The sequence below is a fragment of the Terrabacter terrae genome, from assembly GCF_039529575.1.
Taxonomy (GTDB): Bacteria; Actinomycetota; Actinomycetes; order Actinomycetales; family Dermatophilaceae; genus Terrabacter; species Terrabacter terrae.
Window position 1 is genome coordinate 18,387 of record NZ_BAAANB010000014.1, and the last position, 15,466, is coordinate 33,852.

Genomic DNA, 15,466 nt, shown 5'->3' on the forward strand with positions numbered 1-15,466 from the left:
GATGCGATTCCTCTCTTATGCCGGGACGACGGGCACAGCGCTGGCGGCAGCCGCTCCGCCCGCGCCCGCCGCGCCGGCTCCACCAGCAGCACCCGCAGCACCCGCAGCACCCGCAGGTATGCCGCCGTCCCCGCCGCCGGGGAGCGCGGCCGCATCCGGTCCGGTGCCCGACGGCGTGGGGGGCATGGACGGTGTGCTGGGGAACGAGGGAGGCGCGCCGCCGTCCGTGCCGCCACTGCCGTTGCTGTCGGCGCCGTTGATCTCCGGGTTGTCGTCGTCACGTCGCTGGTGGCGCTGCTGGTTGTTGCGACGGTCGGTGCTGAAGTCCGGGACGTAGCTGGAGTCCCCGACGCCCATCTGGTTGGTCAGGTCCGCGCCCATCGCCGCTCCCCTGGCGCCGACGGTCGCGACCAAACCCAGCCCCGCCGCTGCGAGACCACTAAAGCGGCTATTGGTGGAGCTCTCGCCGGCGCCCTCGGCCTGGGAGCGTCCGTGCTCGTCCGTGCTCGACGCGGCGGCCGAGGTGGAGTCGCCTGCGCTGTTCTTGCCGGCGAGGACTCCGCTCAGGCCGCCTTGGGCGGCCATCCCGGCGCGCAGGGCGGCGCCGGAGGAGGTGCCCGGGTCGGTGAACGCGAGCAGCTTGAACAAGGCCAGCGGGCTCGCGCAGCCGATGCAGATGAGAATGACGCCGGGCACCGCGGTGCCGATGGCCTTCTGCAGGTCGTCCGTCATCCCGGTGGCGACCCCGGAGGTCATCTGCACACCAACGCCGAGGACGAGGACCATCAGGACCGGGGTGAACGCGGCGGCGTGGAACCAGCGGAAGCTCTTCCAGAACCAGCTGCGCCCGAAGTCGGAGGACAAGCCCGCTGCGGAGATGGGTGTGGTCGCGGCCAGGACCATCAACGCACCGGCGCGGGTCAGCAGGACGAGCAGGTGCCCGATCGCGGCGAAGACCAGCACGATGCCCATCAGCCCTAGAACGGTGGCGACGGTGCCGTCGGAGATGTCGGCGACGTCGAGCTGGGTGCCCAACGGGCTGAACTGTGACCAGCTGTCGACATGGAGCAGCGTGGTCATGAGGGCCTTGGTCAGGCCGCCGCAGGCGGCGAGGACCGCGATGCCGTAGCCGATCCAGGCGAACCACACGAGCAGGAACTGGCCGGTGCCGACGAGCACCTGCCCGACGGAGCGGCCGTCTCTGCGGAACGCGGCAATCCCGAGCTGTGCCACCGTGAGGATCAGCATGAGGCTCATGCCGATCCAGAACGTCACCCGGTAGAGCGACCCGGCGGGGCCGCCCTCGCTCAGGTCCGGGGTGGTGAAGTGGTCGACGATGCCCAGGACGAGCTTGAGCAGCCACAGGCCGGCGTTCCAGAGGCCGAGCATCGCGGCCGTCCAGCCGTCGGCGATGACCTTCCCCGCCGCCGACGCGAGGTAGGAGAACGGGTTGAGCATGCTCATGACCCCGCATTTCCGGCAGCCACCCCGGCAGCGGGTGGAGCCCCAGGGGCCGCGTTAGGTGAAGGACCAGTGTCGGGGTCGATTCCGACGTCGACCCAGGTCCGCCAGCCCGCGCGGATGGCCAGGTCGGTGCCGGGCCACGTGGAAGGCGCCGGTGCTGGGCTTGGTCCGGGCGCGATCATCCACCGGCCCGCCGCTCCCCCGGCATTTCCCGCTCCCCCGGCATTTCCCGCTCCGCCGGTGTCGTCGGCGCGTGTGCGATCGGTCCCGTGGGTCCATTGCATGCGTTCGCAGTGGCCGTAGGCGATCCGCGCGTCGGTCGTGATGACGGCCTGCACGTCGAGCAGGACGCAGGCGAGCACCCAGTCGTCACCGTCGACGCCCTTGACCATCCCGGCGACCGGGGTGACCGTGACCGTCACCGCGAGGTCCTTGCTCTGCCCTTGACGCGCGGCGGCGAGGAAGGCCAGGACGTTGCGGGTGAGGGGCCAGTCAGCCACCCCGACGGCCCCAGCGCGGGTCCACCAGCGGTGGACGTCGTTGACCTGCGGAATGGACATGCCCTGGAACGCGGCCGATTCGATCGCCGCGAGCTGAGCCACCGCCCCCGCCGGGGTCCGCGGGAAACCGGTCGGGACGTCCGCAGGGCCGGTCCGCGTCGCCGCCGGCACGAGCAGCATTGGGGCGGGGCGGGCCGAGGGGACACCGCGACGAGCACTGTCCGGGCCGACCGTGAGCATCGGCGCGGCGGCGACACCGTCGCGGTACGCCTGCCCCCGCGCGGAGCCGGCCGGTACGTCGCGGCCGCCATCGCCCGGCATCTCGGCCCCGCGCGTTTCCCGTGTGGTTTGTGGGGATGAGGATGGTGGCGCGGTGGCGCCGAGGGAGCCGAGTGCGTAGTAGAGCGCGAAACCCAAGCCGACGAGGAAGACGAGCGCAGCCATCACACCGCCCGCGAGAACAGTCAGCAGCCGTCGCCGGTCCCACCCGGTGCCGATCATGGGCCGGTTGGAGTGGTCCACGAGTGGACCAGCGGTCCGAACGGGAGGTCGGATGGCGGGTCGCATCAGACGCACCCGTTGCCGGTCATGGCGCTGACGATCCCCGGGAGGATGAGGTAGCCGATGACGGCCACGAACACCATCGCGAGGCCGACGACGCCGGCCTTGCTCGCGTGCGGCATGCCGAAGATGCGGCCGCCGACGACGGCGCCGATGCCGACGACGATCCCGAGGGTGAAGAGGATCCCGACGCCCCACAGGACGTAGCCCATGAGCTGGTCGGCATAGACCTGGGCGCCCGGTGGGGCCACCGGACACACCTTGTGCGGCAGGGCGGCATACGCGCCCGATGTGTTCTGGGGGGTGGTGGCGTTCATGATGTGAGGTCCTTCTCGTGCGTGTCGGCCTGGGCGAGCCGGAGCAGGGTGGCGGCCGCGCTGAGCAGCGCAGGCGGAAGGGGCTGGGAGTCGAGTCCTCGAGCGGCCAGCCCGGGGTCGGTCGGGATCTCGACGAGCCGGCCGCGCAGGTCCAGCTCCCGCGTCCGCGGGCCCAACGTCGCGGCGATCCCGCGCGGCCACCGCGCGCGCCTGGGCCCGACCACGCCCGCGACCACCTCCATGCTTTGGAGCAGGGCGAGTGCCCCCTCGAGGCGGCGCAGGCCCGGCACGGTCGCCGAGGTGACCGCGATGACCGTGGCCGCGCGGCGAACCTGCTCGGCCAGCCAGGACGACCCGGCCAGCAACTCACTCAGCTCCCACGAGACGTCAAGGACGCTCAGACCCACCGGTCGTGTCGGCGCGGTCGGCAGTGGTACGTCCTGCGGACCGGCCACATTCGCGGTGATGCGCTCGAGCAGGACCCGGTCGCGGCGGCCCTCCGACCAGCTGCTGGTGTGGCCGAGCTCCGCGGTGGCTGCCGCCGCCAAGCCTGAGGCGGTGGCCGTGGCGCACTCGATGACCCGCGCGGCCCCAGCGGCAGTCGCGACTGCGACAGCGACGGTGGTGGCGCCGGCGCCGCCGTGGCAACCGATGACCGGCAGGACCGGCTCGGCCGGCTCCCACCCAACCTCGGACGTCGACGTGCCAGCCGCCCGCGAGGTCACGCGCCGGGGGTGGCCGCCGCGGCGGAACTGGCCGGCCTGAACGGCAAGCCATGCCCGCTTCAGCTCGTCGGTGCTCACCGCCCGGCGCGGGCCGGGGGTGGTGGTGGTCACGACGCTCCTCCATCGAACGCCCTGCGGCGCGCGTCGAGGACCTGCCGTTGGGCTGCCGAGTCGAGCCGTGACAGCGCAACCTTGGCGCGTTGCACCTCGTGCAGCCGCTCGACACACGCAGCGAGCTCGTCGATCGTCGCCACCTCCGTGCTGACGAGGTCCATCAGGCGCTCGGCGTCTCTCGGGTCTGTCTCTGTCAGGGTTTCCCGCACGGTCACTGTCATCACCTCGCCCCCTAAAGCCCGCCCGTGCCGGCAGGCGGTCACCGGTCACGCCGGCACCTTCGCGGCTGTGAGACCCACCGCGTCCCGCAGCGCGCGGATGGCGCGGCTGGTGCGCCGGCGCACCGTAATGGCGGCGACTCCCCGCCGCACGGCGACCTCGGCGGAGACGTCGTTGCCGAGCAGCCCCGCGTGACCACGCCCCGACCGCGAGGTCTGCTGCCGGTCAGCCGCTTGCGCCACGTCGAGCAGCAGGGACCTGTCCTCGTCGGTGATGACGCCGCCGGCGCACGCCCACTCCAGAAGCTCGGCGAGCTCCTGCTGCGCCGAGGTCCAAGGAGTCTCGGAGGCCTCTGCCGGCATGGCCTCCCAGATGTTCTCGGAGGGCGCGACCGGGAAGGTCCGCGCCCACGTCGGGTCCGCCGCCACCCCAACGCCGAGGTCTCGCATCACGGCCTTGCGGGTGTTCATGAGGATGTTGGCCGCTACCCGGTGCCCTCGTTGCCAGGGGAAGGTCCGCGCCTCCATCCACAACGCGGCCGCCAGGAGCTGGTCGATCCGCGGGGTCAGCGTGAACATCCGGGCAGCCAGCAGACCCACGCCGGGAAGCAGTACCCACGCCAGAACCCCGGTCGCGGCGACGTCGTCACCGCCCGCGGGCGAGGACAGCTCCGCCAACGTCAACAGCACCAGGTCGGCGTCATCGCGGTCTGCCTGCCGCAACCACGCCGGCAGCTCCAGCAGGTCCTCCACCACGCCCAGCTCCGGGTGGGCCGACACCCAACCGGGCCACCGAGGCCGAGCCGTTGCCAGGACCTCACTCTCCGGGTCACCTAGACCCAGCTGCGTCGCGACACTCATCATGAGCTCCTTCCGCCGTGTAGACACGGCAGGAAGGTCGCTCTCAGGCGTCCCCGGGAACGTCACCCACTCGAAGCGTCGCAGCGGGGGTACGCGTCCTCGGCAAGGGGGGGTACAACACGCTGACCTGCGTCGATGCGACGTACCCCAGAAAGTTGAGAACAGCTGGCATTGCGGTCTGAGGTCCCTGCGTAACCGCGAAGCAGCCTCGCGAAGGCCCGAGGAACCCGTCACCAGGTCAGGGGGCTCCAGCCCTACGCCGTCGCACCCGCCGGTCGCAGCCCGTGGCTCGCTGCTGAGGCTTCGCTGGGTATGCGGTCAGGCGGACACCTCGAGGTCGCCGTACTCATCCGAGTACTGGAGCCGGGGCCGGCCCATGAGGCGGACCGCATACCCCTCCGAAGATCGGATCCAGCTACGGCAGCTCCACTTGAAGGTCTCCGCCGGCATGCTGGGATATTGCGAAATGCGCTCCGGGAGCCCAGATGCTCTCGTGACTGTCGCGGCCCGCGCGGACCGCGGCAATAGCGGACGTCTTCGCTCACCCGAGTTCAAGCTTCAGGGTGAGCTGAGGTTAGACCGTTTCAGCCTGCGCCGGCAGGCCAGTGCCCACCTGCCCGCGGCGTACCTCGAGAGCCTAGGGCGGGCCTTCGGCTCAAACGCCACGACGCGCGTTCCCCGGCCGCTCCACCGGACGGCTTTGGCCGGGCTCGCCCGCAGATTCTCGGCTCTCGCCGCAGCCGTCCTCGACGCAACGTTCGGCGCTGCCCTCTGGCGCGCCAGGACATGCGCCGGCGCCGGTCGGGGCGCACCCGCACGTTTCGCCCTGCCACGCCTCGATCCCTTCCCTGACGGCGACGGCAGCGATGACCAGGGCGGCCACCGGGTCGGCCCAGGACCAGCCGAGCACGGCGTTCGCGAGCAGCCCGGCCAGCAGCACCCCGGACAGGTACGTGCACAGCAGTGTCTGCTTCGAGTCCGCGACGACGCTGCCCGACCCGAGCTCGCGCCCGGTGCGCCGCTGCGCCCGCGACAGCACCGGCATCACCACCAGCGACGCCGCCGCGATCGCAATCCCCAGACCGGTACGGTTCGCCTCTCCGGCGCCGGTCAGCGCCCGAAGAGAATCGACCGTCACGTACGCCGCCAGGGCGAAGAAGGAGAGCGCAATGAGCCGCAACGCCCGCTGCTCCCGGCTCTCGGGCATCGGGTGGCGGAACTGCCAGAGAATCACCAGGCCGCTGCCGACCTCGACGAGCGAGTCCAGCCCGAACCCGACCAGCGCCGCCGAGGACGCTGCGGCGCCGGCGCCGACCGCAACGGCTGCCTCCACGAGGTTGTACGCGACCGACGCGCCGGCGAGCAGCTGCGCGCGGCGTCCCAGCTGGGCGCGTCGTGCGTCGGTCAACGGGCTCGAGGGACGACCTGGGGTACTGCACGCGTCTGTCGTCACGACTGCCCCGCCTTCCCGTACCGCGGGCACTCGCTGACCGCGTCACCGGTGAGGCCCAGCAGCCGCTCGGCTGCCGCCATCAGCTCTAGGGTCGCCTCCGGATGCGCCAACGCGTACACCGAGGCGCGTCCTTGCGACCTGACCGTGACGAGCCCGCAGTCCAGCAGGCACGACAGATGCCGGCTCACGGTCGATTGCGCCAGGCCCAGGTGACCGGTCAGGTCCACCACGCGATGCTCCCCGAGCGCTAGGTGCTGCAGGATCGTCAACCGCGACCGGTCACTGAAGCCGTGGAACAAATAGGCCGCCGCCTCCACTGCACCGGCCTCGACCGAATGAACGTCATCGACCTGCGCGCCTGTCATCGTCATATGACGGTGCTATCGCCTCAGGTCCGTGTGGCTCTGCCTGGTGTGGCGCGGCAACCGCCCTGCTGCCGCTGTTCTGCTCACCGCACGTCGAGTTCGGCGTACATCCCGGCGGCGTATTGCTTGGACTCATTGCACAGCAGCTCGTTCCGGCCGGCCTTGAGCGTCACCGTCATCCAGCCAGCGGCACCAGAGTTGATGGCGTCACCTAGCCCGCGCCGCAGCCGCCCGGGGACGTCAGTCTCGTCCGCTGAGTGCTCGAAGGCGCGTCCCGACGGGGGCCGACCCGATATCGCCGCCAGACGATCCGACCCCTGACCTTGACGTGGGTGGCGCCGCTCGCAACGTCGATGCGGCAAATCCCGACGTCGAGATGAGTCATTCTGCGCGTCATCTGTTGCCACCGGCTCCGACCGTGGACGTGCATCACTGGGTCGGGTCCGATCCTGGGTCAGAGGATCGAGCCGAGGTCTGATCCGACTGTCGGGTAGACGGCGGTCATGGATTTCAGCTGTCGGGTTGTCAATTGAAGCTTCCTGGCGAGCCCGAGGAAGTTGATGAGTTCGCCGTACTCGGGGCCGAGAAGGTGCGCGCCGACGATCCGGTCGGTGGATCGGTCGATAAGGATCTTGGTGGCCGCGGTGGTTTCACCGATGCGGTAGTTGGAGTACCAGCCGCTGGTGTCGTGGCAGCGAACCTCGAGGTCGACGCCGTGGGCCAGTGCCTCGTGCTCGAGCAACCCGACCCGGGCGAGCTCCGGGATCGTGAAGACCGCCGTGGGCACGCCTGCGTAGTCCGGGACGGTCATGGTGGCCTTGAGCATGTTCGAGGCGGCGACCTTGCCCTCGAACACCGCGACCGGCGTCAGCGGCATGCCGGGGCTGTTGGCTGCGTCCCCGGCGGCGTAGACCGCCGGGTTGCTGGTGCTCTGCAGGTGAGCGGCCACTTGCACCCCATGCTCGTCCCAGTCAATCCCGGCAGCGTCGAGGTCCAGGCCGGCCAGCTCGGGTGTGCGGCCCGCGCCGTGCACGACTAGGTCGAACTCCACTGTTTCGGGGTGTCCGGAGCGTTCCACGGTGACTTGATAGCCGGCCTCGGACGTCTCGATGGAGGTTACGGTGGTGGAGCGCCACAGCTCGATCCCGACGTCGGCGCCTCGGCCGATGAGGAGCTCGACGAGGTCTGGGTCGAACGCCTTGAGCGGCCGCGGCCCACGGTCGAGGATGACTGGCGCGCTTCCAGCACGTGCCGCGATGTGAGCGAACTCGAACGAGATGAAGCCGCCCCCGACGAACAGGATCCGCTCCGGCAACGCCGGCAGGTCCATGAACCCGGTGCTATCGAGCAGGTGCTCATGGCCGGGAAAGTCCAGCGCCCGGGGACGAGCGCCGGTGGCGATCAGGAAGTGTGCAGCGTCGCAGGGCCGGCCGTCGATGGCGATCGTGGTGGGCCCGGTGAACCGGGCGTGGCCATGCAGCGTGTCGACCCCGTGACCGGAGAGGCCGACCTCGATGTTTCCCGGGACCGGATCGGTGAACCCGTGCTTGTGCGTGACCAGGTCGGTCCAGTTGATCGACAGGTCGGTGTCGTCGATGCCCTTGCCGCGCATCAGCCGCGCGCTGTCGATGACCTCGGCACCGCGCCGCAGGATCTTCTTCGGGTCGCACCCACGCAGAGCGCACGTGCCGCCGTACGGCAGCGCGTCGACGATCGCGACCCTCCATCCCGCGGCAGCGCACTTATTCGCCGCCGCAACGCCGGCCATCCCCGCGCCGATCACGACCAGGTCGTAGCCGCGGGTCATGACGCCCCCTCGCCGGTCACGCCGAGCGCTGCCCGGAGCTGCTCCATCGAGGGCGCGCCCTCCAGGCCGGTGGGCGTGCGGTAGACCCGGCACGACAACCCGACCCCGACGCCAGGTTCGGCGAAGACATCGACGCCGTCGACCAGGATGCTCGGCGAGCCGTGGAACCCGAGCCGCTCGGCTTCCTCCACGGTCTCGACGCGTTGACGGGTCACCACGACATCGGGGCGCTGGGCAGCGACCGCGGCAAGCCGCTGGTCGGCCACCTTCCAGTTCGGGCAGTTATCGAAGTACAACAAGGAGACGTCCATGCCCGCGACGCTAAACCTTGTACCGTGGTAGAAGGTCAAGCCTTACGGCGACGAAGGGTGCGCGGAGATGTTGATCGGTGAGTTGGCAGACGCTGTCGGGGTGACCAGTCAGACCATCCGGTTTTATGAGCGCAAGGGCCTCTTGCCCGACCCCGAACGTGGCGCCAGCGGCTACCGCATCTACGACCAGTCCACGCTCGCCCGGCTGCGGTTCATTGGCGTGGCCCAAGCCGCCGGGCTCACCCTATCCGAGGTCCGCAGCATCATCGACCTCCGCGACGACGGCGCAGTGCCCTGCACCCACGTCGTCGCGCTCATTGACACCAAGCTCGCTGACGTCCGGGCACGGATCCAGCACCTTGCCGGCCTAGCAGCCGAGTTAGAGGCCCTGCTCGAACACAGCCACCAGCTCGACCCCGCCGACTGCACGGATGACGACATCTGCCACATACTCTCGACATCGGAGCAGCCCTCGAGGGACACCTAAACCCTGCGGCTCGGGGGTGCGTCACAGCGCATCGCCCGACATCGCCCACGCTGGGTTTCCCAATCCCCGGCACGATTGCTCCGCGCCGTGTGCGGGCGGGGCCAAGACGGGCTGGGGCGCTCTCGAGCAGCCCCATCCAATCGGTCAGCACACTCCGGGGACACCTGGCCCCCTGAATCTCGGCTCGATTCCCTCAACCCTCCAAGGAGTGCAGCATTGACCTCCCAGGACCATCCCGGGCGCCCGAGTCTGCGTGCGGTGTTTGCACGGCCGGGATACCGGCGACTGTGGATTGCTCGGACGGTGTCGCAGTGTGGGGACACGGTCAACTTCGTGGCACTCGCCTTGCTGGTTTATGACCTGACCGGCTCCGGGCTGGGCGTCAGCGGAGTCGTCGTGGCAGAGATCCTGCCAGTGCTGCTTTTCGCGCCGCTCGCCGGCCCGCTCATTGACCGGTGGCCCGTGGTCCGTGTGATGGTTGCCTCGGACCTGGCCAGGCTGCTCCTCGCCGCCATCCTCGTGGTGTGGCACGACTCGACGCCCGGGGTCTACCTGCTCGCGTTCGGCATGTCGATCGGGGGAGTCTTCTTCAACCCGGCTGCAGCCGCCGCGCTGCCTGCTCTGGTGAACGAAGACGATCTGGTCGCCGCGAACAGTGGCATCTGGACCGCTGCGGTCCTCTCGCAGATCGTGCTGGCTCCGGTCGCGGGCCTTCTCGTTGTGAGCGTCGGCTACTGGCCTGCCTTCACCGTGAACGCCATCTCCTACGCCGTCAGCGCGCTCGTGCTGCGTGGGTTGGACGTCCGTTCGCCGGCCCTGGTGGAGCGGCGCCGGCTGCTCGCCGAGGCCCGTGAGGGCGTCCGGGTGCTCCTCGGTCACCGTCTGCTGCGCGCGTTGGCGGCTGGCCAGTTCCTCGCTTCACTGTCCGCGGGGGCCACGAGCGCCTTGCTGGTTGTGCTGGCCGAGGAACATCTCGGCATCTCCGGCAGCGGCTATGGGGTGCTGATCGGGGCGATCGGCGTCGGCGCGGCGCTCGGCCCGATGGCGCTGCTGCGACTGATTAGCGACCCTCGGCGCCCACTTTTCGTGTTCGGCCCGTTCGCCATGCGGGGGGTCGTAGATCTGGTGCTGGCTACGTTCGCCTCCGCGCCGGTGGCCGTCGGCTCGCTGGTGGCCTACGGGGTCGGCACCTCCACCGGGGCGGTCACCTTCAACTCGATGCTCCAAGCTGAGGCACCCGAGCATGCACGGGGGCGCATCTTCGCTGCCATGGACGTGCTGTGGCAGGGCGGGAGACTCATCTCTCTCGGCGTGGGGGGCCTGCTCGCAGACAGGCTCGGCATCACCGCGGTCTACTACCTCGGCGGCGTCCTACTCCTCGCCGCAGCCGCCGCCGGCCTGACCACCATCAGCGACCCGCGCCAGTAACGGTTGCACCAGCGACCGTCGACGGCATGTGCGGTAAACGCCTCAGGCTGTGTCGCACGGCCTGAAGAAGTTGCGGGAAGCAGGCTTGCTTAGTCCGAACGCCGGGGCACGTGGGTCTAACACCGGGTGACCCCGGGCGTGTTGGGCATGATGGCGCAGTTTCTGGCGCCCGCGGACGCCTGACCGTTCGACGGGCACCCACCGTGACATCTCCGCGGGGCAGGCCCCGCTTCACGCCGCAGGCCCGGCTGCGCTCCGGCTCGTCCAAGGTCCGGCTCAGCGGCTGTTCATCCGTGGTGGTCGCCCGTCACTCCAGGAAGGACTGGACCTCGGGGAGGATGTCCGGGTCCAGGCGGAACCAAGCCCAGGTGCCGCGACGTTCGCGCCGAAGAATGCCGGCATCCACGAGAGTCTTGAGGTGGTGGCTGACGGTCGGCTGCGATACCTCCACCGCTTCAGTCATGTCGCAGACACAGGACTCCCGCCGCGGCGAGCCGGTGATGATGCTCAGCAGTTGGAGGCGTACGGGGTCGGCAAGTGCTTTCATCAGCGCGGCGCGGCGCTCCGCCTCCGCCCGATCGAGGACAGTGCGGACCTGAGGCGGCCCGCACTCGGATACGTCTGCGACCTGCGCAGGCGGCGTCATTCGCGTGCTGCTTGTCACGTTCACCTTCGTTCATCCTCATCGATCAGTCTCAATGTTGACACACGTCGATGCGGCTGCCAACGTTTGAAGTATCGACGCAAGTCGATGCGAACGGCCATGACCAACCCATGTATGCGAAGGAAACCGTGACCAAGCCGCATAGCCCCAGCGCACCCGTCGAGCACAGGCCGACCGCGCACGACCCGGTGGCTGCCAAGCTCTCGACGCTCGATCGGTTCCTTCCCGTCTGGATCGGGCTGGCGATGGTGGCCGGTCTGCTCCTGGGGCGCATCGTGCCCGGCCTCGGCCACGCCCTCGCAAGGGTCGAGGTCGACGGGGTCTCCCTGCCGATCGCGCTCGGGCTGCTCGTGATGATGTATCCGGTCCTGGCCAAGGTGCGCTACGACCGGCTGGACTCGGTCTCGGGCGACAAGCGCCTGCTGGTCAGCTCGCTCGTGCTCAACTGGATCGTGGGCCCCGCGCTCATGTTCGTGCTGGCCTGGATCTTCCTGCCCGACCTGCCGGCCTACCGCACGGGTCTGATCATCGTCGGACTCGCCCGGTGCATCGCCATGGTCATCATCTGGAACGACCTCGCCTGCGGTGACCGTGAGGCCGCGGCCGTGCTCGTCGCGCTGAACTCGGTCTTCCAGGTCGTCGCCTTCGCCGGGCTCGGTTGGTTCTACCTCTCCGTGCTGCCCGGCTGGCTCGGTCTCGAGCAGACCGGCATCGACGCCTCGACGTGGGACATCGCCCGGTCGGTGCTGATCTTCCTCGGCATCCCGCTGCTCGCAGGCTTCCTCTCGCGTCGGATCGGCGAGAAGCGTCGTGGCCGCGCCTGGTACGAAGGGCAGTTCATCCCCCGAGTGGCTCCCTGGGCGCTCTACGGCCTGCTCTTCACTATCGTGATCCTCTTCGCCCTGCAGGGCGACGCGATCACCTCCCGGCCCCTCGATGTCGTGCGGATCGCACTGCCGCTGCTCGTCTACTTCGCCCTGATGTGGGGCGGGGGGTTCGGACTCGGCGCCAGCCTCCGTCTGGGCTACGAGCGCACCACGACGCTCGCCTTCACCGCCGCAGGCAACAACTTCGAGCTCGCGATCGCGGTCGCCATCGCCACCTTCGGGGCGGCCTCCGGACAGGCGCTGGCGGGTGTCGTCGGCCCCCTCATCGAGGTCCCGGCCCTCGTCGCCCTCGTCTACGTGAGCCTCGCCCTGCGCAAGCGTTTTCACCCCGCCGACGGCAGCCCGGACGCACCCATCACCTCGCGAGCAACCGCCAACCCCGCCAAGGAGTCCCGCAATGCCTGAGATCCACGTGTATGAGCCCGCACTCTGCTGCAGCACCGGGGTCTGCGGACCCGAGCTCGACGAACGCCTCGTCGTCTTCACTGCGGACCTGACGCACGTCAACGAGGCGGGCGGCCAGGTGCAGCGCCACAACCTCGCCAACGACCCGCAGGCCTTCGTCACAGACGACGCGGTACGCGACTTCCTCCATCTCGCAGGTTCGGAGGGCCTTCCGCTGACGATGGTCGACGGCGTGACCGTGCTGACCGGCATCTATCCGACCCGCGAGCAGCTGACCCGGTACGCAGCCCTCGCTGAGTCTCCGGACACCGCCGCCTCGGACCGGCCTCTGTTGCCCCTGTCCTCGACAGTCTCGGACGCCGGCTGCTGCGCCCCCAAGGCTTGCACGGGTTCGCCCAGCTCCTCGACGGGCTGCTGCTGATGCTCTCCCTGCCCTTTCTCGACGTTCCGCCCCGGTTCCTGTTCTTCACGGGCAAGGGCGGTGTCGGGAAGACCTCGCTGGCCTGCGCCACGGCGGTGCACTTGGTAGGGCAGGGCAAGCGGGTGCTGCTGACGAGCACCGACCCCGCCTCGAACGTCGGGCAGGTCTTCGGGACCACCATCGGCAACACGATCACGCCGGTCCCGGACGTCCCAGGTCTGGACGCGCTCGAGATCGACCCCCAGCAGGCGGCCGACGCGTACCGAGCCGCGATCATCGACCCGGTGCGCGATCTCCTGCCGGCCGCCGAGGTCTCGGCGATGACCGAGCAGCTCTCTGGAGCGTGCACGACCGAGATCGCCTCGTTCAACGAGTTCACCTCCCTGCTCGCCGACGAGACCGCCACGGCCGCCTACGACCACGTCTTGTTCGACACCGCCCCCACCGGGCACACCGTCCGACTGCTGCAGCTGCCCGGGGAGTGGACCACCTACCTGTCCGACGGCAAGGGCGACGTGTCGTGCCTGGGACCCGTTGCGGGCCTGGACCGGCTGCGGCATGACTACGCTGGCGCGCTGGCAGCGCTGACCGACCCGACACGTACGCGCCTCGTCCTCGTGACGCGCCCGCAACGCTCCTCCGTCCGGGAGGCGGCACGCACCTTCAACGAGCTGCGCGAGCTGGGTATGACGAACGCCCACCTCGTCGTGAACGGCGTCATCCCGGAGTACGCGGCCGCCGGCGCCGCTGATGACGTCCTCGTAGACGCGGTGACCCGCCGCGAGAAGGAGGCGCTGGACGCCATCCCCGTCGACCTTGCCGCGCTGACCCGGACGACGATTCCGTTGCTCGCGTTCAACACGGTCGGTGTCCCCTCGCTCCGCGCTCTGCTGGACCCAGAGGTGGCACCGACCGCTCCAGCCGACGACGACATCGCTTCTCTGCCAGACGGTTTGACCAGCCTTCGTGACCTCGTCGACGACCTCGAGGCGGACGGCCACGGCCTGGTCATGTGCATGGGCAAGGGCGGGGTCGGCAAGACCACCGTCGCCGCCGCGGTCGCCCTCGAGCTCGCCTCCCGCGGCCACGAGGTCCTGCTCACGACCACCGACCCGGCCGCCCACCTGAACGAGACGCTCCAGGCCGAGGTGGAGCATCTCACCGTCGAGCGGATCGACCCGGAACAGGCCATCATCGAGTACCGGGAACGGGTCATGGCGGGCAAGGGCAACGCGCTCGACGACGCCGGCCGGGCCGTCCTCGCCGAGGACCTGAAGTCGCCGTGCACCGACGAAGTCGCCGTCTTCCAGCAGTTCTCCCACGTGGTGTTCCGCGCCCGCAAGCAGTTCGTCGTGCTCGACACGGCACCGACCGGCCACACACTCCTGCTGCTCGACGCGACCGGCTCCTACCACCGCGAGATCACCCGCCAGATGAGCGAGGGCGCCCGCTTCGTCACCCCGCTCATGCGGCTGCAGGACCCGGCCCAGACCAAGGTCTTCATCGTCACCCTGCCCGAGACAACCCCGGTGCTCGAGGCGCAGGATCTGCAGGACGACCTCGCCCGCGCCGGCATCACCCCGTGGGCCTGGATCGTCAATGCCAGCCTCACCGCCTCGGCGCCCACTTCGTCCTTCCTACGGGCCCGCGCCCACGCCGAAGCCGACCCGCTCGATCGCGTGAACGAGCTCTGCCGACGCGTGGCCGTGCTGCCGCTGCTGGCCCGCGAACCCGTCGGCACCGCCGCCCTTTCAGAGCTGACCCGACCTGCCATGGAAGGAACCCTGACCGATGCGCACTGACAGCGCCGCTGGCTCGCCCGACCATGACCGGATCATCGAAGACCTGACGTACAAGTACGACGGCGTCTTCTCCAAGGAGTCGGTGGCGCAGGCCGTCGCCGACGCACGCGCCGCCCTCGAGCCCGTCTCGAAGATCCCCACCTATCTGCCGATCCTCACTGCCAGGTACGCCACCCAGCAGCTGACCGCCGCCGCGCAGGCCGAAGGCCGGATCACCAAGCAGGTGCCCGAGCTGCTCTTCGTCTGCGTCCACAACGCCGGCCGGTCCCAGATCGCCGCAGCGCTGGCCCAGCACCTCTCGGGCGGGAGGGTCCACGTCCGCTCGGCTGGCTCCGCCCCGGTCGACGAGGTCAACGCCACCGCGATCGCGGTCCTCAAGGAACGCGGCATCGACCTCTCCGAGGCCTACCCCAAACCGCTCACCAACGACGTGGTGCGCGCCGCCGACGTCGTCATCACGATGGGCTGCGGCGACGCCTGCCCGATCCTGCCGGGCAAGCGGTACGAAGACTGGGACGTCGCGGACCCCGCCGATCAGCCTGTCGAGATCGTCCGCGACATCCGCGACGACATCCAGGGCCGCGTCACCCGACTTCTCCGCGACCTCGGAATCTGACCTAGTGACACCGCCCGTCGGCGCCTACGTCAACGACCGCATCCCCGCCACCCAAACCAG

18 protein-coding genes are annotated in these 15,466 nt (G+C 69.8%); 6 read left to right on the forward strand and 12 right to left on the reverse strand.

The window, feature by feature from the left end:
* Positions 1-15 precede the first annotated feature (15 nt).
* The 11 genes from ABD194_RS08665 to ABD194_RS08715 form a co-directional block, all read right to left on the reverse strand.
* Entirely contained in the window at positions 16-1,464 is a 1,449-nt protein-coding gene (locus tag ABD194_RS08665; protein ID WP_343990171.1) for a TrbL/VirB6 family protein, read from the reverse strand.
* Complete coding sequence (locus ABD194_RS08670; RefSeq protein ID WP_343990174.1) at positions 1,461-2,465, reverse strand: hypothetical protein; 1,005 nt, start codon at positions 2,463-2,465, stop codon at positions 1,461-1,463. The genes ABD194_RS08665 and ABD194_RS08670 overlap by 4 nt, the downstream gene beginning before the upstream one ends.
* A gap of 65 nt (positions 2,466-2,530) precedes the next feature.
* Positions 2,531-2,842 carry a hypothetical protein gene (locus ABD194_RS08675; protein WP_343990176.1) on the reverse strand — a complete coding sequence of 104 codons (312 nt, stop codon included), beginning with the start codon at positions 2,840-2,842 and terminating at the stop codon, positions 2,531-2,533.
* Entirely contained in the window at positions 2,839-3,678 is an 840-nt protein-coding gene (locus ABD194_RS08680) for a hypothetical protein (protein ID WP_343990178.1), read from the reverse strand. Before ABD194_RS08680 ends, ABD194_RS08675 begins: the two co-directional genes overlap by 4 nt.
* A complete protein-coding gene (locus ABD194_RS08685) occupies positions 3,675-3,896 on the reverse strand; it encodes a hypothetical protein (RefSeq protein ID WP_343990180.1) in 222 nt (73 codons plus the stop codon). The genes ABD194_RS08680 and ABD194_RS08685 overlap by 4 nt, the downstream gene beginning before the upstream one ends.
* A gap of 51 nt (positions 3,897-3,947) precedes the next feature.
* Positions 3,948-4,760 carry a hypothetical protein gene (locus ABD194_RS08690; protein ID WP_343990183.1) on the reverse strand — a complete coding sequence of 271 codons (813 nt, stop codon included), beginning with the start codon at positions 4,758-4,760 and terminating at the stop codon, positions 3,948-3,950.
* A gap of 318 nt (positions 4,761-5,078) precedes the next feature.
* Complete coding sequence (locus tag ABD194_RS08695; RefSeq protein ID WP_343990186.1) at positions 5,079-5,210, reverse strand: hypothetical protein; 132 nt, start codon at positions 5,208-5,210, stop codon at positions 5,079-5,081.
* Between the two features lie 205 nt (positions 5,211-5,415).
* Positions 5,416-6,168, reverse strand: a complete 753-nt coding sequence (locus ABD194_RS08700) for a cation efflux transmembrane domain-containing protein (protein ID WP_343990189.1) — start codon at positions 6,166-6,168, stop codon at positions 5,416-5,418.
* Positions 6,169-6,209: 41 nt separating this feature from the next.
* Positions 6,210-6,584, reverse strand: coding sequence for an ArsR/SmtB family transcription factor (locus tag ABD194_RS08705; RefSeq protein WP_343990192.1), 375 nt, complete (start codon positions 6,582-6,584; stop codon positions 6,210-6,212).
* A gap of 448 nt (positions 6,585-7,032) precedes the next feature.
* Entirely contained in the window at positions 7,033-8,385 is a 1,353-nt protein-coding gene (locus tag ABD194_RS08710) for a dihydrolipoyl dehydrogenase family protein (protein ID WP_343990195.1), read from the reverse strand.
* Positions 8,382-8,696 (reverse strand): thioredoxin family protein, encoded by a 315-nt coding sequence (locus ABD194_RS08715; RefSeq protein ID WP_343990198.1) that lies wholly within the window; start codon positions 8,694-8,696, stop codon positions 8,382-8,384. Before ABD194_RS08715 ends, ABD194_RS08710 begins: the two co-directional genes overlap by 4 nt.
* A gap of 67 nt (positions 8,697-8,763) precedes the next feature.
* On the opposite strand from ABD194_RS08715, the gene ABD194_RS08720 reads away from it, so the two are divergent.
* Together ABD194_RS08720 and ABD194_RS08725 are read left to right on the forward strand one after the other, a co-directional pair.
* Positions 8,764-9,183 (forward strand): heavy metal-responsive transcriptional regulator, encoded by a 420-nt coding sequence (locus tag ABD194_RS08720; protein ID WP_343990201.1) that lies wholly within the window; start codon positions 8,764-8,766, stop codon positions 9,181-9,183.
* Between the two features lie 216 nt (positions 9,184-9,399).
* A complete protein-coding gene (locus ABD194_RS08725) occupies positions 9,400-10,611 on the forward strand; it encodes an MFS transporter (protein WP_343990204.1) in 1,212 nt (403 codons plus the stop codon).
* Between the two features lie 307 nt (positions 10,612-10,918).
* Here ABD194_RS08725 and ABD194_RS08730 read toward each other — a convergent pair whose 3' ends face one another.
* A complete protein-coding gene (locus ABD194_RS08730; protein ID WP_343990207.1) occupies positions 10,919-11,281 on the reverse strand; it encodes an ArsR/SmtB family transcription factor in 363 nt (120 codons plus the stop codon).
* 182 nt (positions 11,282-11,463) lie between these two features.
* Between ABD194_RS08730 and arsB the strand changes: the two genes are divergently transcribed.
* Genes arsB through ABD194_RS08750 form a run of 4 tightly spaced genes read left to right on the forward strand, consistent with a single transcriptional unit; the run spans position 11,464 to position 15,406 of the window.
* Entirely contained in the window at positions 11,464-12,567 is a 1,104-nt protein-coding gene (gene arsB / locus ABD194_RS08735) for an ACR3 family arsenite efflux transporter (protein ID WP_343990271.1), read from the forward strand.
* Positions 12,560-12,988 (forward strand): arsenite efflux transporter metallochaperone ArsD, encoded by a 429-nt coding sequence (gene arsD / locus ABD194_RS08740; RefSeq protein ID WP_343990210.1) that lies wholly within the window; start codon positions 12,560-12,562, stop codon positions 12,986-12,988. Before arsB ends, arsD begins: the two co-directional genes overlap by 8 nt.
* Positions 12,949-14,790, forward strand: coding sequence for an arsenical pump-driving ATPase (gene arsA / locus ABD194_RS08745; RefSeq protein ID WP_343990213.1), 1,842 nt, complete (start codon positions 12,949-12,951; stop codon positions 14,788-14,790). The genes arsD and arsA overlap by 40 nt, the downstream gene beginning before the upstream one ends.
* The gene (locus tag ABD194_RS08750) at positions 14,780-15,406 is read left to right on the forward strand and encodes an arsenate reductase ArsC (protein WP_343990215.1); all 627 of its coding nucleotides are present in this window, start codon (positions 14,780-14,782) and stop codon (positions 15,404-15,406) included. Before arsA ends, ABD194_RS08750 begins: the two co-directional genes overlap by 11 nt.
* Positions 15,407-15,466: the final 60 nt, after the last annotated feature.